General features: G+C 37.6%; 26 protein-coding genes, 1 pseudogene and 1 riboswitch. Of the genes and pseudogenes, 7 read left to right on the top strand and 20 right to left on the bottom strand.

The window, feature by feature from the left end; genetic code table 11:
* Window positions 1–186: 186 nt before the first annotated feature.
* Window positions 187–894: a BclA C-terminal domain-containing protein gene (locus tag MKZ11_RS15470; RefSeq protein WP_340797020.1), complete on the top strand. Its 708-nt coding sequence runs from the start codon at window positions 187–189 to the stop codon at window positions 892–894.
* A gap of 115 nt (window positions 895–1,009) precedes the next feature.
* Here the strand turns inward: MKZ11_RS15470 and MKZ11_RS15465 are convergent, their stop codons facing one another.
* From MKZ11_RS15465 to MKZ11_RS15415, 11 genes and pseudogenes are all read right to left on the bottom strand, one after another.
* Window positions 1,010–1,348, bottom strand: a complete 339-nt coding sequence (locus MKZ11_RS15465) for a DUF3992 domain-containing protein (RefSeq protein WP_340795281.1) — start codon at window positions 1,346–1,348, stop codon at window positions 1,010–1,012.
* 91 nt (window positions 1,349–1,439) lie between these two features.
* The gene (locus tag MKZ11_RS15460; RefSeq protein ID WP_340795280.1) at window positions 1,440–2,093 is read right to left on the bottom strand and encodes a CotZ-related putative spore coat protein; all 654 of its coding nucleotides are present in this window, start codon (window positions 2,091–2,093) and stop codon (window positions 1,440–1,442) included.
* 497 nt (window positions 2,094–2,590) lie between these two features.
* Window positions 2,591–3,853 (bottom strand): PTS ascorbate transporter subunit IIC, encoded by a 1,263-nt coding sequence (locus tag MKZ11_RS15455; RefSeq protein WP_340795279.1) that lies wholly within the window; start codon window positions 3,851–3,853, stop codon window positions 2,591–2,593.
* 1 nt (window position 3,854) lies between these two features.
* On the bottom strand, window positions 3,855–4,130 hold the full coding sequence (locus MKZ11_RS15450) for a PTS sugar transporter subunit IIB (protein ID WP_340795278.1): 276 nt from the start codon (window positions 4,128–4,130) through the stop codon (window positions 3,855–3,857).
* Window positions 4,131–4,198: 68 nt separating this feature from the next.
* Window positions 4,199–6,247, bottom strand: a complete 2,049-nt coding sequence (locus MKZ11_RS15445) for a BglG family transcription antiterminator (RefSeq protein WP_340795277.1) — start codon at window positions 6,245–6,247, stop codon at window positions 4,199–4,201.
* A 503-nt stretch (window positions 6,248–6,750) separates the two neighbouring features.
* Window positions 6,751–7,044 (bottom strand): hypothetical protein, encoded by a 294-nt coding sequence (locus MKZ11_RS15440; RefSeq protein WP_340795276.1) that lies wholly within the window; start codon window positions 7,042–7,044, stop codon window positions 6,751–6,753.
* 320 nt (window positions 7,045–7,364) lie between these two features.
* Window positions 7,365–8,807, bottom strand: a complete 1,443-nt coding sequence (locus tag MKZ11_RS15435) for a vWA domain-containing protein (RefSeq protein WP_340795275.1) — start codon at window positions 8,805–8,807, stop codon at window positions 7,365–7,367.
* Window positions 8,808–8,822: 15 nt separating this feature from the next.
* Entirely contained in the window at window positions 8,823–10,007 is a 1,185-nt protein-coding gene (locus tag MKZ11_RS15430; RefSeq protein ID WP_340795274.1) for an AAA family ATPase, read from the bottom strand.
* A pseudogene (locus tag MKZ11_RS15425) lies at window positions 9,973–10,320 on the bottom strand (DUF6744 family protein); the annotation flags it as partial. The pseudogene MKZ11_RS15425 and the gene MKZ11_RS15430, both read right to left, overlap by 35 nt.
* Window positions 10,321–10,763: 443 nt before the next feature.
* On the bottom strand, window positions 10,764–11,267 hold the full coding sequence (locus MKZ11_RS15420) for a hypothetical protein (protein ID WP_340795273.1): 504 nt from the start codon (window positions 11,265–11,267) through the stop codon (window positions 10,764–10,766).
* Between the two features lie 151 nt (window positions 11,268–11,418).
* Window positions 11,419–12,048: an alpha/beta hydrolase gene (locus MKZ11_RS15415; protein WP_340795272.1), complete on the bottom strand. Its 630-nt coding sequence runs from the start codon at window positions 12,046–12,048 to the stop codon at window positions 11,419–11,421.
* A 349-nt stretch (window positions 12,049–12,397) separates the two neighbouring features.
* On the opposite strand from MKZ11_RS15415, the gene MKZ11_RS15410 reads away from it, so the two are divergent.
* From MKZ11_RS15410 to MKZ11_RS15385, 6 genes are all read left to right on the top strand, one after another.
* Window positions 12,398–12,838: a hypothetical protein gene (locus tag MKZ11_RS15410; RefSeq protein ID WP_340795271.1), complete on the top strand. Its 441-nt coding sequence runs from the start codon at window positions 12,398–12,400 to the stop codon at window positions 12,836–12,838.
* Window positions 12,826–13,116, top strand: coding sequence for a YxcD family protein (locus MKZ11_RS15405; protein WP_340795270.1), 291 nt, complete (start codon window positions 12,826–12,828; stop codon window positions 13,114–13,116). Before MKZ11_RS15410 ends, MKZ11_RS15405 begins: the two co-directional genes overlap by 13 nt.
* A 257-nt stretch (window positions 13,117–13,373) precedes the next feature.
* Window positions 13,374–13,417, top strand: a riboswitch (PreQ1 riboswitch).
* 7 nt (window positions 13,418–13,424) lie between these two features.
* Window positions 13,425–14,090 carry a 7-cyano-7-deazaguanine synthase QueC gene (queC, locus tag MKZ11_RS15400; protein ID WP_340795269.1) on the top strand — a complete coding sequence of 222 codons (666 nt, stop codon included), beginning with the start codon at window positions 13,425–13,427 and terminating at the stop codon, window positions 14,088–14,090.
* Window positions 14,087–14,512, top strand: coding sequence for a 6-carboxytetrahydropterin synthase QueD (gene queD, locus MKZ11_RS15395; protein WP_340795268.1), 426 nt, complete (start codon window positions 14,087–14,089; stop codon window positions 14,510–14,512). The genes queC and queD overlap by 4 nt, the downstream gene beginning before the upstream one ends.
* Window positions 14,509–15,216, top strand: a complete 708-nt coding sequence (gene queE, locus MKZ11_RS15390; protein WP_340795267.1) for a 7-carboxy-7-deazaguanine synthase QueE — start codon at window positions 14,509–14,511, stop codon at window positions 15,214–15,216. Before queD ends, queE begins: the two co-directional genes overlap by 4 nt.
* A 248-nt stretch (window positions 15,217–15,464) precedes the next feature.
* On the top strand, window positions 15,465–16,025 hold the full coding sequence (locus tag MKZ11_RS15385) for an integrase (protein ID WP_340795266.1): 561 nt from the start codon (window positions 15,465–15,467) through the stop codon (window positions 16,023–16,025).
* A gap of 8 nt (window positions 16,026–16,033) precedes the next feature.
* On the opposite strand, the gene MKZ11_RS15380 is transcribed toward MKZ11_RS15385, so the two are convergent.
* The 9 genes from MKZ11_RS15380 to MKZ11_RS15340 all read right to left on the bottom strand — a co-directional run bounded on the left by MKZ11_RS15380 (window position 16,034) and on the right by MKZ11_RS15340 (window position 24,184).
* On the bottom strand, window positions 16,034–16,180 hold the full coding sequence (locus MKZ11_RS15380) for a hypothetical protein (protein ID WP_340795265.1): 147 nt from the start codon (window positions 16,178–16,180) through the stop codon (window positions 16,034–16,036).
* Between the two features lie 17 nt (window positions 16,181–16,197).
* Window positions 16,198–16,524 (bottom strand): KGG domain-containing protein, encoded by a 327-nt coding sequence (locus MKZ11_RS15375; protein ID WP_445327003.1) that lies wholly within the window; start codon window positions 16,522–16,524, stop codon window positions 16,198–16,200.
* A gap of 98 nt (window positions 16,525–16,622) precedes the next feature.
* On the bottom strand, window positions 16,623–16,877 hold the full coding sequence (locus MKZ11_RS15370) for a KGG domain-containing protein (protein ID WP_340795264.1): 255 nt from the start codon (window positions 16,875–16,877) through the stop codon (window positions 16,623–16,625).
* 97 nt (window positions 16,878–16,974) lie between these two features.
* Window positions 16,975–17,358, bottom strand: a complete 384-nt coding sequence (locus MKZ11_RS15365) for a general stress protein (RefSeq protein WP_340795263.1) — start codon at window positions 17,356–17,358, stop codon at window positions 16,975–16,977.
* A gap of 455 nt (window positions 17,359–17,813) precedes the next feature.
* Complete coding sequence (locus MKZ11_RS15360) at window positions 17,814–18,653, bottom strand: hypothetical protein (protein ID WP_340795262.1); 840 nt, start codon at window positions 18,651–18,653, stop codon at window positions 17,814–17,816.
* 266 nt (window positions 18,654–18,919) lie between these two features.
* Window positions 18,920–19,282 carry a DUF378 domain-containing protein gene (locus MKZ11_RS15355; RefSeq protein ID WP_340795261.1) on the bottom strand — a complete coding sequence of 121 codons (363 nt, stop codon included), beginning with the start codon at window positions 19,280–19,282 and terminating at the stop codon, window positions 18,920–18,922.
* A 599-nt stretch (window positions 19,283–19,881) separates the two neighbouring features.
* Window positions 19,882–20,832 (bottom strand): GNAT family N-acetyltransferase, encoded by a 951-nt coding sequence (locus MKZ11_RS15350; RefSeq protein WP_340795260.1) that lies wholly within the window; start codon window positions 20,830–20,832, stop codon window positions 19,882–19,884.
* Between the two features lie 28 nt (window positions 20,833–20,860).
* Complete coding sequence (locus tag MKZ11_RS15345) at window positions 20,861–22,453, bottom strand: FAD-dependent oxidoreductase (RefSeq protein WP_340795259.1); 1,593 nt, start codon at window positions 22,451–22,453, stop codon at window positions 20,861–20,863.
* A gap of 30 nt (window positions 22,454–22,483) precedes the next feature.
* The gene (locus tag MKZ11_RS15340) at window positions 22,484–24,184 is read right to left on the bottom strand and encodes an alpha-glucuronidase family glycosyl hydrolase (protein WP_340795258.1); all 1,701 of its coding nucleotides are present in this window, start codon (window positions 24,182–24,184) and stop codon (window positions 22,484–22,486) included.
* Between the last annotated feature and the right edge of the window lie 44 nt (window positions 24,185–24,228).

Genomic DNA, 24,228 nt, shown 5'->3' with positions numbered 1-24,228 from the left:
GCCACCCTAAGGAAACCTATGATTAATTAATTAATTAATTAATTATTTACTCACGCTGCGGAAGGTGCATTCCCATTTATTAAATAGCGACTGAACCGTTTAGCATAGCTATTTTAAAAAAACACAAGCAAGCTGTGCAAAAAAAAATACAATAGAGAAAGGACTTAGAAAGTAGAGATGATTACTATGTGTGCTAAACTCTTTGCAGCTGGTTGCTGTACAGGGAATAACGGCCCTACTGGGGCAACAGGGCCTACTGGGGCAACGGGATTTACTGGAGCAACAGGGCCTACTGGAATAACGGGACTTACTGGAGCAACCGGGTCTACTGGAGTAACGGGACTTACTGGAGCAACCGGGCCTACTGGAGTAACGGGACTTACTGGAGCAACAGGACCTACTGGAGTAACGGGACTTACTGGAGCAACAGGGCCAACTGGAGTAACGGGACTTACTGGAGCAACAGGACCTACCGGGACAAGTGTGACCGCCAATTCTATGTACGCTTCTAATACTATTGGTAGCACTATTTTAGTATTACTTGGGGGTACCAGCGTTCCGCTTCCCAACAACCAAAATTTAGATGGTTTTTCTGTAAATGGTGCGAACACTATTTTCACCGTTCCTGTTACAGGTCGCTATTATCTGACGTATCAAATAAGTACAACCGTTTCACTACTCGCGGGTTCTCGCTTAATACTAAATGGTACTACTCCTATACCCGGTTCAATTGTATCCCCAGCAGTAGCTGCATCGAGTTTCAATAATGATTTGATTGTGTCTTTAACAGCGGGTAATACAATTTCACTCCAATTTTTTGGTTTATTAGCCACCGTAATCTTAGTAGGTGGAGGGTCCACAGGAGCTGCCCTAACAATCATTCGTTTAAATTAAGGTTCAGTTTTTCTAGCCCGACGGTAAATAGCGGGCGATACTAAGAAATCAAAAAATCCAGCACTGGCCTACCATAGGCTGATACTGGATTTTCCCTTTACGAATTATAGCAGACTTAAAAATTATAGTTTAGTGAGAAAGAAACTTTGACAGGTGTGTTAACTGTTCCGGTACCTGAGCCCTGAACTTCAATACTGGTTAGATTATTCACAGTAATAGAGTGTGATTCCCCGGGTGCAGCTGTTATAACAGGAGCCACTACTCCATTTATTATAATTCCAGCATCCCACGCATTTGTTAGCCCGTTGTTCTCTACAAGGATAGTGCCATTAATCATAAAATTAGTGGTATTTTCCCAAATAGGAATCAACGTAGTAGCATCAACAATAGATACGGTAGCACAAACAGAATCATTTACACTACTTGAGCTTGAACAACATCCCAAATTCGCCAAAATAATTACCTCCTCTAATCATTTTTTCATGTACATTACATTCTATGTCCAACATTTCTTAGATTAGGGGGCACTTCATTCAAATATACGATTAATAATAAATAATCTTCTTTTCACAATAATTAAGTTGCATTTCAATTGTTCCTTTTACTTCTTTAATTGGAGCAGCAATTTCAATTGATTGTAATTTAAAAACAGTAATAGAGCGAGACTCGTTTTTAGGGACTATTAATGTAATTATTCCTTCATATGTATATACGGTCAACCTAATTTGTGAATCTTCTCCATCGTAATAGACGGTAATTGTCGCCGTAAGTTGGACATCTTTTCGATTTATCCTGCATATCGTTTTCGTGATATCATTTTTCGTTAACATGAATGGCAAACATACCAGATCTTTCGTTACATGGGATAGAAGTAAAAAGTCAAAAACAGGTTTGTCTACAATTTCAATACTGCAAAAACAATCTAGATTAACAAGAACTCTAGCCTTTGTATGGAATAGATTATTTCCACACCCGCAAGAAGCAAGTACTTCTAACACAACACAAAGGTTTTCTTCATCCACGGATAGTACTGTAAAAAAAGGGGATCTAAAAAAACAGCCTTTAGAAAAACCTAGTACAGTAAAAGGGGTTCCATCTTTCCTTACTAATATAAAAGGCAGCGCAGTCTGAAGTCCAAGTAATTGTGTCTCTTTTTTAGTAACCATTTCCTTTAATACGTCGGTAATCCGACTTGGCATGAAATCATCCCCCCTTTTTTTATTGCCATATAACTAGCATTCATTGTTATAGTACGTAGAAGTGGATGTCACGGACACAATGGTTTGACATAAGACGAACGAATGATTAGTACCATAAAAATTTTGTATTGTTTTCTCAGAACACTTTGTAAGTGAAAAAGGAAATAAATTCTGAAGTCAAAAGAACTCTGGTAATCTTAAATTGGGGCAGTATTGGCTCAAGCGGTGGCATCTCTGAAATTATCATGACCTTTCTCATCTTATTAATGACTTTCCTACATATACATTCGACTAATTCGCAGGGAATCAATCTATTCGCTTAACGATTTCTCACATTGTCGTTGATTCAGATGGTGACTGAATCAACAACAAGATAAACAGCACAAATTCCCTTTTCTTGAGTGAGAAACCGAAATCCAAAAATTTCATCAAGGGAATTCCATATATATGAACAGAACCAAAAAGCGCTCCACAATGTAGTGGAGCGCTTTTTGGTATTAGCTGAAAAGGTTGATAATATAACCAATAATAATACCTACAATACCAAAATCAGAATCACCGAAAGTTGTTCCTTCAAATCCTAGCGACCCCAGAACCGGCATCAACATGGCTGGAAGGAAACTGATTAACAGTCCCTGGACAAAAGCACCAATTATAGCACCTCTGCGGCCACCAACCGCGTTTCCAAATACTCCGGAAGCAGCTCCACAAAAGAAGTGTGGAACGAGTCCAGGTACAATAACAGCTAAGCCTGCAAGTGGTAATAAAAACATACTTAACAATCCTGCTGCAAAGCTTGATAAGAATCCAATGATAACTGCGTTTGGTGCAAATGGGAATACGATCGGAACGTCTAATGCTGGTTTCGCATTTGGAACAACTTTATCTGCGATTCCCTTAAATGCAGGAACGATTTCAGCAATTAACATACGAACACCCGCCAAGATAATGAATACACCTGCGGCAAACGTAATTGCTTGTAGCAATGAGAATACTAAGAAGTTTGCACCATCACTCAGGTTTTCTTCAATGTAGGTAGGACCAACAACCATAGCCACAACAAAAAACATAATTGCCATTGTTAATGCCAATGCTACAGAAGAATCGCGTAAGAATCCAAGTGATTTTGGAACTTTTACATCTTCAGTCGATTTCGTTTTGTCTCCAGTCAATTTAGCAACTTTAGCTGCTACGAAATAACCAAATGAACCGAAGTGACCTACAGCAATATCATCCGAGCCCGTAATTTCTCTTACTGTTGGCTGCAGCATTGCAGGTAGAAGAACCATTAATGCACCTAAGATAATTGAGCCGACGATTACGATCATTGCACTACCCATTCCTGATGTTGAAAGAACAGCAGCAAGTAAACAAGCCATAAACATCGTGTGATGCCCTGTTAAGAAGATGTATTTAAACCTCGTATACCTTGCTATAACTATATTAACTAGCATACCAACTAACATAATCATGGCTGTCTCAGCGCCGAAAGCATTTTGCGCCATAGCTACAATTGCTTCATTGTTCGGAATAACACCTTGAATATTAAATGCTTTTTCAAACATATTTCCGAAGATATCAAGTGAACCTACTAATACCGCCGCACCTGCTCCAAGAATAATGAAGCCCATTATGGTTTTTAATGTTCCAGAAACAACATCAGTAATTGCTTTCTTCTGCAATATTAAACCAAATAAAGCGAACAAGCCGACTAAAATGGCAGGTGTTCCTAAAATGTCCTTCATTATCAAATCGAACATATTATTGCTCCCCAATGATATGAGAAGTCAACGCTTTTTGGATTTCATCCGCACTGACCATATTGATGATGCTAATTGTTTTTCTTTGACCGTCTTGCAATTGTTCCATAATTTCAGGGGTACCAATATAGTAATCAGCTACCTCTGATTTTGCGCTCGCTAAGTCCATATTTTTGCATTCAGCGTCAATGTTCAATTCTTTTAGTGCTTTATTTACGTTCATTGACAGAATGAAACTCGTTCCTAATCCATTCCCACACACTGCTAAAATTTTCATCTTTTCTTCCTCCTATGATTGTTAGTTTTAATCGTACTTTTCAATTTCTTATATCGAACGTTACAAACCTATTGAACTGAGAACTCTGAAACCAAGTCAAGAATGTCCTGTTTTGTCTCCGCCTCCTTTAAATATTTCAATTTAACAGGATCACTTAACAATTTTGTTAATTGAGCCAACGCTTTTAGGTGTGTTTGATTATCAATCGCAGCTAAGCAAATAAATATTTCAACTTGATTGGCTTCACTGTTTAATAAGTGCGCGGATTCTTTTAATTTCAACAAGCTCATCCCTAATTTTTTGACGCCAAATTCTGGGCGCGCATGAGGGATTGCAACTTGTTCGCCAATGATAATATACGGTCCAATTGTTTCAACGTTCTCAATCATTACGTCGATATATTGATTTGTAATGGAATCATTTAATAGTAACGGTTCTGCTGCTTTCTTGATGGCATCTTTCCAATTCCCGATTTTATCCGCAAATTGAATATTTTCTTCGATTAATAAATCTTTTAGCACCGGTTGTTTCCTCCTCGTATTCAAGCTATCATTTTGAAATAACACTTGTTGCAATGCGCTTTTTAACAACTCTGGCTGTTTGATTTCCGCATATTGGCGAATAATTTTCATTAACTCATCTGAAGTTGGAGTATGATAAGGCTGTTGAAACGTCATCCCTTTTACCATTTGGATGAGTTCATTCTTTTCCACCTCACTCATAATCGGTCTAATCATATACAACGGTTTTTTTGTTTTAAGTAAAACAGTGGAGAATACTAAATCATACTTCGCTTCATCGAGTTGCTGAAAATCATAGGATGAGAGCGATGAAGTCCATTGAAATTGTGGAAAAAGCGATTTCAATTGATTTTCCAGCATGATGCTTGAACTAATCCCATTTGGACAAACAATTAAAGCCCTGAATACTTTGCTTTGACTCTCACTATCCAGCTTAAGTAACCCACCAAAATGAAGGGTAAGGAAACCAATCTCATCTTCAGGTATTTTAATATTCAGCATTTCTTCAATAGGTTTTAGTACTTCCTTTACAACTGTAAACAAATCATGATGCTCTTCCTTAATATCAGCAAGCAATGCATTTGTAATAGGTATTTTAAAGAGCATTCGGTAATAAGCCGGTTTAAAATGCAAATATAACGTTTCAATTGCTTTGTTTCTATCTAGCAACTGGATACACGCAAAACGTTCAAAACTAACAACAATTTGTTCCGTGATCTCAAGTAGCATATCAGTCCTAGTAGGGCTGACTTCTCCTTGACATATACCGAGTAGTTGGATCGTTAGAAAGGAAACTTCTTCAGAGTGGGTCGTGTACCCTAAACGTTGCTGAATCAATCTCGATACTTTGAAGGCTTTTTTCTTTTCTAAAAAACTCACCGTATCCGGATATATCAGCACCCATTTTTGTTGCTGTTGACGAATATGGACCATTTGAAGTAAGTAAATAAATTCATCCAATCTTTCTTCAATAAATGTGAATGAATATTGCCGTTCAAAATCCTTCAAAATTTGTTGATAAAGATTATATTGATTCTCGAACTGTTGCTCTTGAAATATAAAAGTGAATTTCTCATGTGCATGTGGCTTAACCTTCAACACCGAAATCGCCTTGAGCATCAAATTCCGCTTATCTTCTTCTGACCCTTTTAAATGATATCCTTGCTCACGTGTATAACGAATCTCAACTCGGAAATCGACACAAAAGCGATTGACCCGTTTTACATCTGCACTGACAGTGTTTTTACTAATTCCAAAAGTATTTTGGAAGTGAAAATTGGAGAGAGGTTCGCGTCTGATAAAGGTGTATAACAAGAAAATAATCACACGTTCTTCCTGATCAAAAGAAAATTGATTCGCCACAAAGTCTGTGCTGTTTTCTCTCCAAAAATTAATGACCTCAGTGGGTATCAGAATGCGGTCTGTTGAAATCCGGATGGGTGACACCCCCTCGTCACTTAAGAAGCTATTAATTTTTTCTACATCATATTGAAACTGACGTCCGGATAAGTTCAGCATGTCAATAAACCAGGATAGTTGCACTGGCTGCAATTTCATTAATTGGTAATATGTATTCAAGCTTCTGCTCTCCAACATAGCTAGCTCCCCCTTACAAAAACTATAAACGAAAACGCTTTCACTTCACATTACATTTGGTCACAAAAGTTGTCTAAGTCTTCGCACTGCATTGGTATTCAGGTTTCCATTACGCTTATTTTCAGATATAATTCCTCAATTATCCTTTACATTGCCCACTATAAGTTGAAGTATTGAATCCCGTGTAGAAATCGAGCGAAGGCGCATTAACAGGGGTAGCCTCTCGCCATAAGACTGGCGGTGAAGCTGCCTGGCATATGGCGGGAGGCTACCCTAGCACCGCAGCGGTTCAATGGAATTCTTCATCTCACCATATATAATAGAAGGAGTCCAATTCAGTTCCCCACTCTTTAATGAAGAGGTGATTTTACAGAGATTCAAAAACACCTCAGTCTATCGAATTTGCAGTCTGAGGTGGTTCTGGAATTTAGAATATGTCACCCTAACTATCGTATTCATAGCGACTAAAATTCACTTCACAATTAATTGTCCTAAACTTAATTTCACATATAGTTCAAGTAATGAACCTCGACTCTGTAAATCAAATGATCTATCTGTTTTTGCAGAAAAGGCTTCACTTTTCCATTATAATCCTCAAGTGATTTACACTCATAATTTTCATTTAGAGAAGCTGTATAACGACAAGTAATCTCTAAAGATTTTGTTCTGTTAGTAGTTGAATACCGCTCAGTTATTTCAATAATCTCCATATGTACAAGGTCATTCTTCATATAAGTATTTGATGTAGGCACTATGTCTTTTGACAAAAAAGATATAATTCCTTCCGCATAAATCATTCTACTTTCCCCCCCTCAATACACGGCCCAATTGGTACCATACTGATGCATTTTTACACATTTATTATATCATAGCCACTGCTCGGATTTGTTACTATGAGGATAGAGGGTGGTAGCAATTAGCGTCCATTTTATGGTAACTTTTATCTTGGATTTCGTTTTTTGTGTGCATTTCTATCCAAGGAAAAACAACCACCAATTCATCCAATTCTATAAAAAACCAATATGGATTAGATAAACATACACTTCTTCAATACCTATTTCATTCGCATATAATTGGCATGCATTATCCAATTAATGTCATGTATATGCACCCAAAATTAAATTTCAAATGCGGTAAAGCTTCCCTCGTCATTAAAATCTTTAACTTGGACCACTTTATCGGAAAACTGTGCAACAAAATTTGTGTTGCAACCTATTACGAGGGAAAGCACATTGAAGTCTTTCTCTTGTTTCTTTATATTGAATGCTTCTAGAAATGAGTCCCTTACTTGGTCTTCTCCATCTGTAACAAAAACTAGATCTGCTTGTTTAAAACGACTTTCGTTTATTATGTTCATTGCTTCGTCAAGTGGAAGTGCAAAGTTCGTTCCTCCACCTAAAAAGGTGCGAGCCAAACTAACCATATCAGAACCTTTAATTTTCCCTTTTTCATATTTATAGATTTGTGTACGTGTAGAGAATAATACTAAGCAAAAATCCCTTCGCTGCTTTCTTGCGATGGACATAAGGGCTAATATAAAACCTTTGGATTGGGTATCAAGTTTGTTCATACTACCTGACTGGTCTAGACAAAATACGATTGGACCCCTCTCCAATACTTCACGCCCTTTCTGCTCATATTGCATGGTCTGGCCTTCCACAAACCGACGAAGGAAATCGTTCTTCGTTATTGAATGCGTGTATAAGCCAAATTCCATCGGAAGCAACCTCTCAATATCGTTACCTAACGTAACTCCTCTTCTTTCCATGGATTCGCTATGTTTGGATTTCTGCTTTTTACGCGCGATCTGTTTGAACCGACCCGCCCAATCTGCTATTTCTTTCATCTTTTTATCAGAAGCAATTTTCTCAGCTAAAGATAGTTGGTCGCTTAAAGGAATTTTTTTCAAATCTGCATCACCACTCCCAGCAATTGAGCCACCAAGTAACGATTTCAGACCAACTTTCACCTGTTTTGTTTCTTGCATGGCTCGAGCCATTGCTTGTGAAAAGCTATGGCTGTTGTATAGAAGATTCTGTTGCAATTTCTTATTCAATTTAGCCATCGCTTGTATAAATTCATCATCTAACTTCTGATTGCCATCTCCACCCCATTCTTGTCTTTCCTGCTTTTGAAGTTGTCTTTGCATTGTATGGATTTCCCGCATCTGTTGTTGAAGGTCTTCATCTTGCACTTTTTGGTCAAGCAGCCATTGATTAATCTTCTCTCCGAATTTCACTGTGCAGATGGCTGAAGACAAATCATCCAATCGGGTGTAGCTCCGATAGATTTCAAAGTATTCATCCGCCATGATTCTTTCCATCAGTGATTTATTAACCTCAAGAACGCTTTCTACGTCCACTGACTTAATTTCCGGTTTCATCTTATATAAGGAAGCCCAAATATCAGCCAGTAATGGTTCGAATGTTGGCAACGCCGCTTCACCTGCTATCTTCTGAAGTCCTCGTGACATCTCAAAAATTTCTTGGAAACGTCTTTTATCGAATGCGTCCGTATTCATTACTGAACGATTATCATTGTGACTTCTAGTTCTTATCACGAAGAACACTCCCTTTCACATTTTAAAAAAGATGCCACTGGACTCACTATCGATTGTCTTATTTTCACTTTGATTATCAAAATCCATAGGTTCTAAAACACTGTCGAGGATTTCTTGATGCATTGAATTCACTTTATAAAGTAAAGCGTCGATTTCAGCCTCTCGACTTTGATTGTGTTTTTTAAGCTTATTCATTTCAGCCACTAAGTCTTTCATTTTTTGAGTTGCTTCCATTCCGGCATCTGTCGAATTATCCTGTTGTATGTAATAGAACACTTCATTTGCTTCATTTTGTATGGAATCGAGGGCCCGAGTTACAACATCTTGTGCGTGGCTACGAACAATGAATGACACCGCCTCCTTTTGGTCTAACGTATCCCATAGGACATTTTCAAGGATAACAATATCATCTACGTTCACGACTTGCCTTTGGTTAATCAACGCTTTCGCTTGTAGGACACTTAAACACTGCTTGAACCGTCTATCTGATGGGCGGACTCCTTCATCCCGCAACTCTGTACGAATCTTCGATAGGGTCTCGTATACTTCATCAGGAATGGCTACCATGTCCGTTAAAAACTGAAGTTCCACCAATTCTTCCATTGTTATGGATGGCATTTTCTGATGTTGTCCAGCACCTTTCATCATTGAAGCAAAATTCGTTTCATCTGCAATATAGTCAATTTCAAATCGTAAAAGAAAACGATCGAATAAGGCTTCAAGCCCTTCTCCTTCCTCGGGATATTCATTTGAGGCACCAATTACAGACATTAAGGGAACTTGAACTGGCGACCCGTCATTATAGAACAGCCTTTCATTAATTAGAGTGAGTAAACTGTTTAAAATCGCGCTATTCGCTTTAAAGATTTCATCAAGAAATACCAAATTTGCCTCTGGCATTTTTGTTGCCGTATTCCGCTTGTACACACCTTGTTCTAGGTCTTTCAGCGATAATGGACCGAATACCTCTTCAGGTGTACTGAACCTTGTCAGCAGCCATTGAAAGTATTTTGTGCCTTGTACAATCTTTGAGATTTCTACTGATAATGCGGATTTTGCAGTACCAGCCGGTCCAATCATAAGCATGTGTTGACGTGATAATATCGCTATCAAGATTGCTTCCACCACGTTTTCGCGTTCAAAGAACTTGTCATTCAGCGCATTTTTAATTTCCTCTAGTATCGAAAAATTGTTCGTCATAAATAATCCATCCCTTCATCTGTAATTTTTTATAATTAAGAATGACCGCATTAGCATATACAATGATTACTTTGACCTCTCCTATCCTAAGATTCCCACTTGTTTTACAATCACTGAGTTCGGCTTTAACCACATTTCGATTGTCGACTGGGATTTTAAAACCTTCACTGTTTTCGATGGATGATGTGAATTTAATTAGCTTTCCCAATTCTTCCAAAATCGAATCTGGAACAAAATATATTCCACAGTTTATACGCACAGGCGTACGCGTAAGGAGCTCTAGAGTTTTATTGACCATGTACTTTAATTGCTGAGCTGAATAATTTCCTTACAAAGCCCTTTTGCTGTTACGTTTTCGGTTATGAACGGCGGGCATGTATTTAAGATTAATTGACATGTGAATCGACTACCTTTCATATTTTTTAGAAATAAAAGCCCCCAAATTGTTAGATAGTGTCTAACAATTTTGGGGGGCGGTTCACTCATGAGGATTTCGTGTATTTAGTCATTATCAGTCGTGGCTTCGAGTTTTTCTGTTTGAAACTCCCTAAGTTTACTAGATGTGCAGACTTGAAGATTGGAGCCAATGTGAAAAACATTTTTGAAAGGTTAACATCCACAGTTATTTCGCACCCGCCTTAATTTCTGCAAAAAAACGTAGAAATATGGCCAATCCCACGGAAATCGACCTCGCTCGGATTTTAAGCCTTATTGTTCTATCATAAAATTGACTCAGTTGATTCGTATTTTAAACCGTTAACACACAACAATAATTTTATAAGGTGTCGTTTGGGCTGGAATACTTCTAGTGGTAGCGCCGTAGATAACAATCAGATTTCGGTTTGCAAGATTTCCAGTAAATGATTGCCCATTCTCCAAGAAAATTTGCGTATTTGGGGGAATATTTAATTTTAACATACCATCACTACTGACAAGTTGGCTGTTAAAATGGGCTGTTTTTACATTTTGATAGGGATTATCTTTTGCCATTACGATGGCTCGATATTGAGGAGGATAGATGAAAGGCACAGGTGCGTTTGCATCATAAAAACCAGTTATCTGATCACCAACTTTAACCATGACATGATCTACAAAATAAGTAGTAGGTGACACTACAAAATTCACTACATTGCCATTGCCATTGCCATTGCCATTATCCACAGAGATTAGTTTGTAACAACCAGTATCTTCACTATTTTGCCCAACCGGAAAATCACTAATCATGGTTACAATACCATTAAAAAATTGAAAGTTAATCATCCTTTTATCTCCTTCATAATTTAAATTCTGATCTATATAGACTATGCATTCATAGACAATCCGTGTAAGTGCTGACAACACAAAAACCAGTCATTTAAATGGCTGGTTTTTGTGTTTTACTTTATAAAATTGAAATCATGTCAGCCACTTACTAACTCTGACGTAAAAATTCTACAAGATTCTGATGATTCTCTGGCGTGACGCCATGGCCGTCATTGTATGTCTTAAAGGTAACATTCACACCTAAAGATTCGAGATACCCCTTACTTTCCACACCCCATTGAGGGGGAATAATATAATCATACTCCCCATGCGAAATAAAGATGTTCAAGTGATCAACGGACTGTTTCCTATAATCCGTTTTTACAAAGTCTGGTATATAGCCACTTAACGCCACAACGCCACGTATTACGCTGCCCATCGTTAATGCTAAAGACTGAGCAAGCACTGCCCCCTGACTAAAACCAAGCACATAAATTCGTTCTTCATCAAGCTCAAATTCCGCAATCGCTTCGTGAATAAATGCTTGAATATACGTGAGCACTTCATCAAATACAACACGAATTGGCTTACCTTCCTCTTCAATTGTAAAAAAAGCGTAGCCTGGATCAAATACAATAGGACCCCGCAAACTGAAAATATGATGGCTGTCTTTAAATTCTCTGACAAGCTGCGGCAAATCTTCCTCATTACTCCCCATTCCATGTAATAAAAAAATAGCCGGTTGCTTGCCAGCCGTCGCTTCTGGTGCTGTATGTATAAACGTAAATGGTGATTTCACTAATAACGCTTCCCTTCAAATCAAAGTATATTCATTTTATCATAATCATTACAGATGAACACTCAGCATAAAGAAAGACCAGGATTACGCCAATGAGGGAAATGTTTTAGAGTCATGTAAGATTAACTTGTGGACCATTAGTACCTTGACTACTAACGATTGATTTTAGATCAGTAATTTCTTATTTATTGGTAATATGTGAGATAGCTACTAAGTAATTTGAACACAACACTGAGGATATAAAAGTTAAACTTTCTTTGTTTTTTTTCTTAAATAGTTTAAACTATTTAAGGTGGTATGTACTTACTTACTCATAAAAATCTCATACCAAATTAATGGAGGGCATAAAATGAAAAAATTATTTGTAGCTTTACTGGTGATTACGCTTTTACTTTCACCTATTGGAAACTATGTTTTCAACGACCATACGACAGCTGAGGCGAAACCTTACAAGTCAGGAAAGAAAAGTTTTAACACAAATAATGATAGTAAGTTTAACAATTCAACTATCCAAAAGAAAAAAGATGTTTCTAACACAAAAAAATCCACAACAACTGCAAAGAAAAAAGGCGGATTCACGTCAGGTGGTCTTATGAAAGGGCTATTTATCGGTGGTCTTGCTGGATTACTATTTGGTAGTTTATTTGCGAACATGGGTATTTTAGGATCTCTTCTTGGCTTCGCAATCAACGCTATTGCGATCATCTTTTTAGTAGTTATTATTCGTAAAATTTTCGTCATGTTAAAAGAGAAAAAGAAAAAAGAAGAGATAAATCAATGGAGGAGTTAACTATTTCGGAGCAGGATATTATTAATGCAATCTGCGTTTATCATTCGCGCAAAAAGTATGTGACTCCTGAAGATGTTCAAGTGGAACTAATGTATGACGATAATGATGGATTTTCTGCGGAGGCTTTTGTAAATGGGCAACAGCAAATTCTCATTACTTACGATATAATTGCAGCTCTGCGTTTATGGCTCAAGGAATTTTTGAATAGAGACCCTTTCGCTGCGGGTATAAAACTACTTTTAGATGACAAGGAAGGTATTATTGCGGCAGTTCATTGAGACTGTTCAATGGAAATGAGTTAGTATTTTTGCACAAAAAAACAAAAAAATTAGACAAATAAAAACACTCCTTGAATCGAGTTCAGCACTTCGCTAAATCGATCATATATGGGAGTGTTTCTTTACTCTCTAGGCCTTTTTGTATTTTCTGAATTGTTTATAATTTGACTAGGTGACTGTCACCCCTTATTATTCATTTGTAAATCCCAATCCCCAGCCCAAACATTCTCTACCTATGCTATTATTAACATTGTTCAAAAAAAGAGGTTCGAAAACTCCCTCTCTAAAAAACTAAGGAGATGTTCAGTTTGAAAAATGAAAAAGCGGTTGTCGTCTTTAGTGGCGGCCAGGACAGTACGACGTGCCTATTTTGGGCATTGAAGAATTTCCGCGAAGTTGCAACGGTCACTTTCGACTATGGTCAGCGACATGTAAAGGAAATCGAGTGTGCTAGAGAAATTGCAGACGAGCTCGGAGTATCTTTCAAAGTGCTAGATATGAATTTGATTAACCAGCTGTCTGCGAATGCCTTGACGCGGGATGATATCGAGGTAAAGGAAGTGGAAGGTGAATTGCCGTCGACTTTCGTACCAGGTAGAAATCATCTGTTCCTTTCATTCGCCGCAGTTTATGCGAATGCAATTGGCGCTCGGCACTTAATTACAGGTGTAAGTGAAACGGACTTCAGTGGTTACCCAGATTGCCGTGATAATTTTATAAAAGCATTGAATGTGACGCTCAATTTGGCGATGGATGGGCAATTTGTCATCCATACCCCATTGATGTGGCTCGATAAGTCCGAAGTATGGGCTATGGCTGATGAACTTAATGCGCTCGAGTTTATTCAGAATAAGACACTTACTTGTTACAACGGAATTCCAAGCACAGGCTGCGGGGAATGCCCTGCCTGTGTATTACGGAATGATGGACTAGCTGTTTATTTATCCAACAAGTCTGTAGGTGTCTTTGAATGATGCAGCAATTTTATCCACAAGTTCAACATTCTTATCGTTTTGAACTGAACAAGGATATGCATTTTTCTGCAGCACATTTCATTCCAAGCGAAGATGCTGGTAAATGCCAAGTGATGCATGGGCACACGTATTTCTTAAATATAACAATTGGAGGCAATGAGTTGAATTCAATCGGGTTTCTGATTGATTTCAAAGAACTCAAAAACCTCATTCATGATAAATACGATCATTCTGTACTGAATGATCATCCTGAATTTAAGAACAGTTTTCCAACAACTGAGCTGCTAGCGGAACAGATCAGCAATTCGATTCAAGAAGTTCTCCAGACGACAAGCAATAAACCTGTGTGCCTTCAAGTTATTGTTCGGGAAACGCCGACAAGTTACGTTATTTACCGTCCGGAACGGGAGGTAAACGTATGAAGATCCCTGTGATGGAAGTATTCGGTCCGACTATTCAGGGTGAAGGAATGGTTATGGGACTGAAAACGATGTTTGTCCGAACAGCTGGATGTGATTATTCCTGCTCTTGGTGCGATTCCAGTTTTACGTGGGATGGCTCAGGAAAGAGTACGTCAAAACAACCGATAGAGATTATAGAGGAACTTAAGGAAATTGGGGGGCAATCATTTTCACATGTCACAATTTCAGGTGGGAACCCCGCCCTTCATAAAGGTATCGGAGAACTTGTCGATTTATGTCATGAACAAGGTTGGAAAGTTGCGGTCGAAACACAAGCATCTTTATGGCAGGACTGGTTAATAAAAATCGATGATATCACGCTTTCCCCAAAACCACCGAGTTCAGGGATGATAACTGACTTCAGTAAACTAGATTCATTTATGGAGAAACTGATTGATTCGAACACTAGCCTAAAAGTCGTCATTTTCGACGAGAAGGATTTCGAGTTTGCCGCAGTAGTTCATCTCCGTTATCCGGCGTTTCCTTTCTTTCTACAAGTAGGAAATGATGATTCGACGACAACTGATGATGCCCTTCTTATTTCAACATTGTTGAAACGATACGAGTGGCTCATCGAGCAAGCGATCTGCTCGCCGATAATGAATGACGTCAAAGTATTGCCACAGCTGCATACACTTGTATGGGGCAATAAACGCGGGGTTTAATTTTATAAATAAAAAATACCTGGCATCGAAACAAGTGAAATATGTTTCGGTGCAAGGTATTTTTAAATCACGCAAAGACACAGATGTAATATCTTGAATTACACCCATTATTCCTCTATAATATGAGAGTTGGGAAAACTTAAATATACGAAAATATTTTTGCGAACCTTTACTAATGCCTATTCTTCTATACCCGCTAATAAACTAGAGTAAACATATAAAATTTTAAATGAGAGCAAGGGAAATGCATGAATAAAAGAAACCTAAATAAGCGCATTAAACAAAGTATCAGTGCGACCGCAAAAGCTGTTCACATGGATACCTTGCTAAAGCACCAGCATTCAGGCGTTAATATGAGCTATAATTTCATCCATAACTTTGTCGGTTTTGATGTATTACGTATCAAGGAAGCTAGAAAGAGTATGCAAGAGCCCGTTTCCTTGGAAACATACATTCAGACACTAACGTTGCATGAATTAGGTCACGCAGTTGACCGGGAAGCATTATTGGATTCGTTGCCGCGAACAATTGAAATTTATCTCATGAAGCGAAAATATACGGCTTTCGAATACCGTAGATCTATCAATCATTTTGCAATGATTATCGAAGAACATGTGATGAATATTGAGTTTGAAGAAACAGCTTGGAGAAATGCTGAAATGTTGAACAGATTTTATGGTATTGTCAACTGGGGAGATTTTGAGAAAGTAAAAGCCCATAGTTTGGCAACTTATAAAAATTTGTATGAAAATGATCTACGTCTTTATCAGGCACTAACTGCAGAAATGAGCATACAAGCCGCGGGTTAATAGAAAGTTCATATTTTGTTGAAATAGACTTTTATCAAGTAAGAGTTGATAATATCTATAAGGAATTCATCATCAACTAATACAACTGTTTCCGTCAAACTACAAAACAAAGCCCCGACATTATATTGCAATGTGTCGGGGCTTTGTTTTGCCAATTAGGGCAAAATGATACTTAACTATTCTCTCCGTTACCGGTACTATTACTGTTTTTTCCGCCTTTTCGGCCGGCTTCTGATTTACTCATCTTGCCGTTGTTATTGTTATCGTTGTTATTATTGTCATTTTGTTGAGCTCTGGCTTCTCCGCCTTTTTGACCGATTTCCTCGTAGAATTCTCTGTCATGATTCTTAGAAGTAGCTTCTCCACCTTTTCTACCAATCTCTTCGTAGAAGTCTCTGTCATGGTTCTTCGCTGTTGCTTCTCCCCCTTTACGACCCGCTTCTTCTACAGTCATCCCATTCTGGTTATTATTTCGATTGTTATTATTGTTTTTCGCCATTATTGAACCTCTCCTTTTAAAAAATTTGGTGTATCGGAAAATGATTATCGCTAATATGAAAAAATCGAGACTTTATTTAATTAAGTTTGGATATGACATTAACTATCTTGTCCATTACCGTTACTGTTTTTTCCGCCTTTTCGGCCGGCTTCTGATTTACTCATCTTGCCTTTATTATCGTTGTTATTATTGTCATTTTGTTGAGCTCTGGCTTCGCCGCCTTTTCTGCCAATTTCTTCGTAGAATTCTCGATCGTGGTTTTTCGCTGTTGCTTCTCCGCCTTTACGACCCGCTTCTTCTACGGTCATCCCATTCTGGTTATTATTTCGATTGTTATTATTGTTTTTCGCCATTATTGAACCTCTCCTTTTAAAAAATTTGGTGTATCGGAAAATGAATAAAGCTTCTATGAAAAATCGAGAAATTATTTATTAAGTATGGATATGAATGTTAATTATCTTGTCCATTACCGTTACTGTTTTTTCCGCCTTTTCGGCCGGCTTCTGATTTACTCATCTTGCTACTATTATCGTTATCGTTGTTATTATTGTCATTTTGTTGAGCTCTGGCTTCTCCGCCTTTTTGGCCGATTTCCTCGTAGAAGTCTCTGTCATGATTCTTGGAAGTAGCTTCTCCGCCTTTTCTGCCAATCTCTTCGTAAAAGTCACTGTCATGGTTTTCCGCTGTTGCTTCTCCACCTTTTCTACCAATCTCTTCGTAGAAGTCTCTATCGTGGTTCTTTGCTGTTGCTTCTCCACCTTTACGACCCGCTTCTTCTAGGGACATTCCATTCTGGTTACTGTTACGATTATTGTTGTTGTCGTCTTTTGCCATTACTGAACCTCTCCTTTTAAAAGTTTTGGTCTAACACTCTCTTATATATCCGAACTGGAGCCAAATAAACTAACGCAATAGAATCGAAAGAAAAGTAATCAGATTGTTACAACGTAATTCATTTGTAACAATCTGATTACTTTTCATCATTTTTGAAAGATTACTATAGTAGATCTGTAGTTTACTTTCCTTTGAGGAAAACCAACTCTCTATTTTGCTATCCCATTTACTCACGCTGAATATGACGAAAGAACAAGCAATTTTGTCATACTGCTGTTTTCATTATTAGCTTTTAGCATCATATATCAGTTAACCTGCTAACAGTCAAAAATGACCCCCGAATGGCGTATCCTAATGGAACGCGACGGAAGTCATCAGACAGGTATACGTATTATCTTTCAACTGTGTCCCTGAAACTAGGTTCACGGAAATAGATGCTAAACCTTGCATTTAAATTAAAAAACTTTATTAAGTACTTTTTCTACCCACTCCTCATTTTCTTTCATTCCAACCTGTTCACATAAAGACTTATGAAGCCGTTTAAATTCAGGTATTATTCTTTTGAGTATCTGCATAATTTCATGGGGATCCCTTGACGCGTTCCAACTTCTAAGAAGCTGCAGCTGCCAGTCTTTCAAAGGGCTTCTTTCCCCTTCTACTTTTGCCCAGTCACCAAAAAGATTTGGTTGAAGTTCTGCCTCCATATACCATGCTTTAACAATGGAAAACCGTATATTATCCAGACATTGTAATGCATAGTAGATCTCATTTCTCATGACTCTCCGATATACTTCATGAAGATATGCAAAGAATTTTGATCGCCATATTTCTATAATTTCAGGTGTTAATTCATAAGAAAGCGTCATTGATTTGTCTATGATATCTTCTAACATTTCGCTGGTATCAAAGAAAACTTCAATATTTCGCATCCAAACTGATGGCATAATATCGGTTAAATGATAATAAAACGTATCAACCTTAACAAAGTTATCGTAATGAGCAGTACTGTAGTTTGTATAAGGTAAGTCTTCGTAAAATAACACATTTCCCCATTTGCTAGCTCGTTGCTTCTTATTTTTTCGATATCGATCGTACACCTCATCTTTAACTACGATTCGAAGATCAATATCCGAAAAATTGTCGGTGTTGCGATTCCCAAGAGCCCCCCCATAAAATACAGCAATGATGTCCTCGTCTTGTACTAAGTCTTGCTCAATTGCTTTTTTAATCGCTTGTCGATATATTGGAAGTTTCACGTCTCTTTCCTTATGATTAGAGTCATATCGCTCATACATTTAACAACCCTCCCTAGAAATATAGTAAAAGCACAAAAAGTTGGCACATTGAATATTCATTACTACTTTTCCTTCTTTAGTATCTAACTATTATTAATTACTGTATCATATTCACAACCTAATTATCTGTTAATTAACTTTAGGCAGAGGGTGCTGACTCAGTGTCACAAAAATATGCTATTGTTCAATACAAAATATCCCTTTTGATGTCAATGCTACATCAAGAGGGATATTTACGAAAATATCGCTACTTTGTTCTGCCTACTTTATTTTTTCTCTTTTGTTGAATTTCGATTTTTATTCTCAGGCGATTTCTTTTCAACTGAATCTTCATTAGAGGATTCACGTAACTTCGAAAAATCTGTTTCCTCACCGAATTCAGTGTCGTAGTTGAGATTTCTATAGCTCTGGTGGTTTGTATCTACCTCTACTTCTTCCACTGGATTAAACAAAATACTCAAGCAAGCCAGTCCGCTTAGTCCAACAAGAGCATAGATTACCCTTGACAAAAACGCCCCTTGTCCGCCAAATACTGATGCTACCAAATCAAATTTAAATAATCCAATTAAGCCCCAGTTAATAGCGCCAATTATTACTAGAGCTAAGGCAATCCTTTTTATTGTTCTCATGAATTTACACCTCCTTCACTTTCTAAGCTGTTCCAAGAATTAATCGCCGCCGTAATCACCTGTGGTAGTTCATCAATACCAAGCCTGTAGTTGTAAGGACTTTTCTAAATATTGCAGGGATATTCCCCTTGCGAAAAGTTAGTACAAAAACACTTCTCCTTTTAAGTGCTTGGTTCCTTATTATCTTCTGCCAAAAAAGTGTTTTAATACATAAAATATAAATTGAGTGAGTTTATAATACCTTTATGTTATTAGTTCATGAACGTTTTCTATATCCTAATTCAAGCGCGCTAAATAATTGAGAAATAAAAAATCCGAACAGGAAGGATTCAGCTCAAGACATGAATGCTGAACATTTCCTCTCGGATACAGAGTTAAAATAGCGGAATTCTTGTACAGTTTTTCCGTTCATTAGTTGGTTAATCTGCTGTTCGATAATATTAGTAGTCTAACGATATATCATTGGCAGAGAAATTTGCAATTGCAGGAGATAACAATAAGCCTAGCTGATAACGATTAATCTCTCCAAGGTGAATTGAATGATTCAAAAAGTAACTCCAATATTATTTCTACGTCAGTTTATCCATAGTTGGTAGATCTCACTTTAAATCTTTTAAATAAACACCATAAATTTTCCATGGATTAAAGTCTAGTTTTTTATAAAAATCCACTAAAATGGTCCAATCAATAATGATTGTTTCGATATTTCGTTCTTGCAAATAAGCCATTGCCGCTTGAACAATCGCTAATCCGTACCCTTGCTTTTGTTCATTCGCATCAATCCCTAATGGACCTATCCCTCCAACTTTTTGTTCAAAAAAAGGACTCCAGTAAACGTTTTGTGCGATGAAAGGCGAGTGGCTATCATTAATTCTACAAAACCCTATGATTTGACCTTTCTTTTTGACGACAACAAATTCTCGTCCATCCCCATTCATTTCAAAGTACTTCATCGTTTCATAGACCCATCTTCCGGGAAAACATCGTTCTAGAAATGAAATTAGTTCTTCTTGTTCCGCCTTTTTAAGAATTGTAAATGCAACTGAATTATCAACAGGTAAGTCATATTTTTTATCCAGGTGATTAATTAAATCATATGTGTTTATTCTTTTATTGAAACCATGTTTTTCTGCCCATTTTTGTGCATCCTTATATTGATCGGGTATACCTGAAAAATAGTGGAAGGGATCTCCACCCAATTGTATCTCCTCAACACCATTTCTCTTGGAATCTGCTTCTACACGTTCAAGAAGTGTTGTACCGATACCTTTTCCACGATAGGCACTGTCTACTAATAGCACTTGGATCCAACCCTTTTTAGTATCCATTTTCACATCTATTTTTTCTTGCCATCGTTTAGCAACTACAAATCCAATCACACGATCTTGTTCATCTACCGCGATATAAGAACTGTCATAGCTAACGTTCACGTCATCGAAGCTATTCTGCATAAATAGCTCTTCACGCATCGGAAAATCAACGGCTAATTCCTTATTCCATAACTCTACCAGTTCTTTTAATCTACCGCGTTCCCAAGCAATGATTTTCATCTAGACCCCTCCACTATTGTATTGTTTATCACTTTCCGAACGTTTCTTCCATTCGTTTAATTGGGTCATCCACCATATCATCGCCCCATTCGACAACTTGGCCTGCCTTAAGAAGTTCTTGTTTTAATTCTTCGTAATCTACATCTTGAACAGCTATTTTTTGTTTATAAGCTAGGGCTGCTGCTGTGCCCGCCGTCTGTCCTAGAATCATAAATATTGGCTCCATTCGAATCGATCCATAAGCAATATGTGAACTTGATAAGCAAACCGGGACAAGTAAATTTGTACATTCCTCAATCTTCGGCCGAATGGAACGATATGAAATTTCATAAGGAGCAATTGGTACCTGAACGTCTCCCTCATTCACACACCTGCCATCAATCACGACACGTCGGCAGTTATGGGAATCCATATGGAATGACGCCAAACCAATTGGATCATCAACAAATGTCTGCTTTAGACAATTATGATCTGTCATAACGTAATCAGAAATCATTCTTCTCCCTTCACGGATATACAACTGATGTGGCCAATGCCCAGTTTTTTCAAACTCATCTTTCGGTAACCCCCAAGCAGTTACTTCCTCCCGTATAGCTGCTGGTACACGTAAATCATTCGCTAAAAAATACAACATCCCCAAATCATAATTTAGATGATCTTGAAAAATCTCCTCACGTCTTTGATAACTCCCTTTAGGCCAATCGTAATTCATTCCAAGATTGTCCGTCGATATTGCACCGTAATTATTTAAATCCGATTTTCCGTTTGGCAACATCGTGTGAAGGTTCATCGCATCCCAAACACCTGCTTTTATATAACGCAGAAGAAGCCGGTATCGATCTGCTTCATAATGTGGTGGCTTAGGAAATGGAATACGATTCTCTTTATCCCTCGTCAAACAAATCCGGAAATTATACGCTTGGATTCTATGATCCCCTTGCCCTTGATAGCCCAATTGTTCAGAATCATCCTCTGTGATTCCGGGCAACAGACCACTCTCTGGCTCCCCCTCCACAACATAGGGATCAACCCACTTTTCGAATTTATGATGAGGTGCACCAAACTGAATCCCATTATAAATTTCCTTATACGTTGCATTCGACTCTCGTCCAACAAAAAAAGTGACATCTGACTGAGCTAATAAATCACCTTCATAACTACAGTCCATAAAAACTTTTCCTTTAAAACGGTTTTCATTCTCCATTACAATTTCAATAATTTTTCCATTCTCTTTAGTAACTTCGGCTAAATGTTGGTTCAAATAAACCGGAATATCATAGTCTTTCATCCATTTATCAAACACATACTGAGCCGCTTTCGGTTCAAACTTCCATTGTTTTTCTTTTCCATAATAATTCGCGATTTCTTGATAAAACTCTCTCGAAAGCCCACCCACCGCATCTTCTGCGCCAAGATCTGTAGCACCTAATCCACTAGCAGTCATCCCGCCGATATGTTTGCTGAACTCAACGATTACGACAGTGAGCCCCATTTTCGTCGCTTGAATAGCTGCTGTGATACCGGCTGGTGTCCCCCCGTAAATAATTAGATTTTTTTCAATTAACATTGGTTCGTTGACTTTTTCTGTTGGTACATAATAATGCAGATTGCTAATATCCATTAGTTATACCTCCGTATATTCTGCTAGGGTTTATTTTTCACCTTTTAGTGCCCATGCATTTGTATAAATTTCCGTTCCTTTTTTTAGATAATAAAAATAGATCAACATCATTTCTTTTGCCGAAAATGCTCTAAAGTTATCCTTTGTTTGAATAGCTAATAATGAATCTATTTCGCTTACATCCCACGCTGATAAACAATCATATACTTCCTTTAAATAAGCCTGAACCATTAATTGAGTCATTGGTTCATGAACTTTTTCCGGATCAACTACTCTAGCGGGAAATAGGGGCGCATTCCATTTCGTATGCTGTGAAACAAGTTTTTCTACTTCAATAAGCATCTCGTGAATTGCTGCTTTATCTTCATTAAAAACAGCGAAATAATCCTCGGCAATCATCTCATATTGCTCACCCCAAGCGATCCTTGTGTATACGTAATTATTAAAATGATTGATCCACTTCCAAGGATAGTTGACCTCTAACTCTGGATATTGTTGTTTTTGATGTGTGGGTACAATTAAATTTAAAACACCGTTTATATTCAATTGTTTATAATCATGTAAATCCTGCTGTATTCTCATAAGAAGTGGCGGAAAGAGGTCTGTTAACATAAAATGATCACTATAGTACTCAAGAACTGTTAACGATTTCCCACCTTTTTTCGTTTGGTTGTTCCAGTCTTGTAATGCTTGATGGGCTCTAATTTGCCTAGGATCACTTGAATCAATGGCTGACGAATAATCCCTTCCCCAATAGGCGTATAAAACGTCGACTTGATCAGACGCTTCAGTTTGACTTTCCCTCTCCAACATACTCCAAGACAACCCAGCATTGTACACAATATATTCTACTTCTACGTGTAACCCTTCTTTACCAAGCCCTTCTTTCAATCTATCAGTAAATCGAATATAGGTCGGCAAAAATCCACTCGCGTTTTTTTCGTCGATTCCGATATCTTCAGGCCACAACGAGATTCTAGTAATTACTTTGTTTTCCAAACAGATAGCAACTATTTTTTGAATGACTTTATCCTGAAGATATGTATTTTCAGCAAAGAACTTTAGTTTTTCATCTTGCTTAAGCATGTTCTCATCCGTATTCTTTTGTATCTCTCTAAGCAAGTAACTTAAACTATGACCGCCTAATGTTACTTGAGCATTCCGTTTTTTTAATGTCTGAGTCACGTATGATTTAATCTCATCCCATAAGAAGAACGTGAAGAAATATTCATTTTGTCCATTTTTAACACCCCAATCTATGAGGGAATTGATATAGCCGGGATCGTTAATGGTTTCAATAATATTTCCACGTCTAGCAAACATCGGTTCATGTATATATAATTCTTCTTTCTTTGGTGAATGAGGGTGAACGATTGTTTCTTTGTCCAATTCAATCCACTGGTAGCCAAACTGCTTTTTACAATACATATAAACGCCATAGAGAATAGAACGGGGCTCATTCCCAATAATCCACATATCATTTTCTGATCTAATCAATGCAAAACCATCTTCAGTTAGCGTGATTGTTTTTTTTATATCCACCAAAGAATGATATTCGTTTGTTGTTAGCAGGATAATCCTATACATATTTTCATTAAGCACAGTGAATGCCGCTCGAGCATCGATTGTACTTTCATGTCCTGCCTCTCTCATTAACCTTCTTAATTCTTCAACAGCAAACAAAACCGTTTCATGATCATTCCAGTAAATAATTTTGTCTATGATGATCAACGCCTTTCCTAAATATATGTTGAATTAATGATCCCCATTGAATC

Origin of the sequence: Sporosarcina sp. FSL K6-1508 (genome assembly GCF_038007465.1) — a bacterium.
In the GTDB taxonomy this organism is placed as follows: Bacteria; Bacillota; Bacilli; order Bacillales_A; family Planococcaceae; genus Sporosarcina; species Sporosarcina psychrophila_B.
The sequence above is the reverse complement of the archived record's forward strand: the minus strand, read 5'-3'. Positions and strand labels throughout refer to the sequence as shown.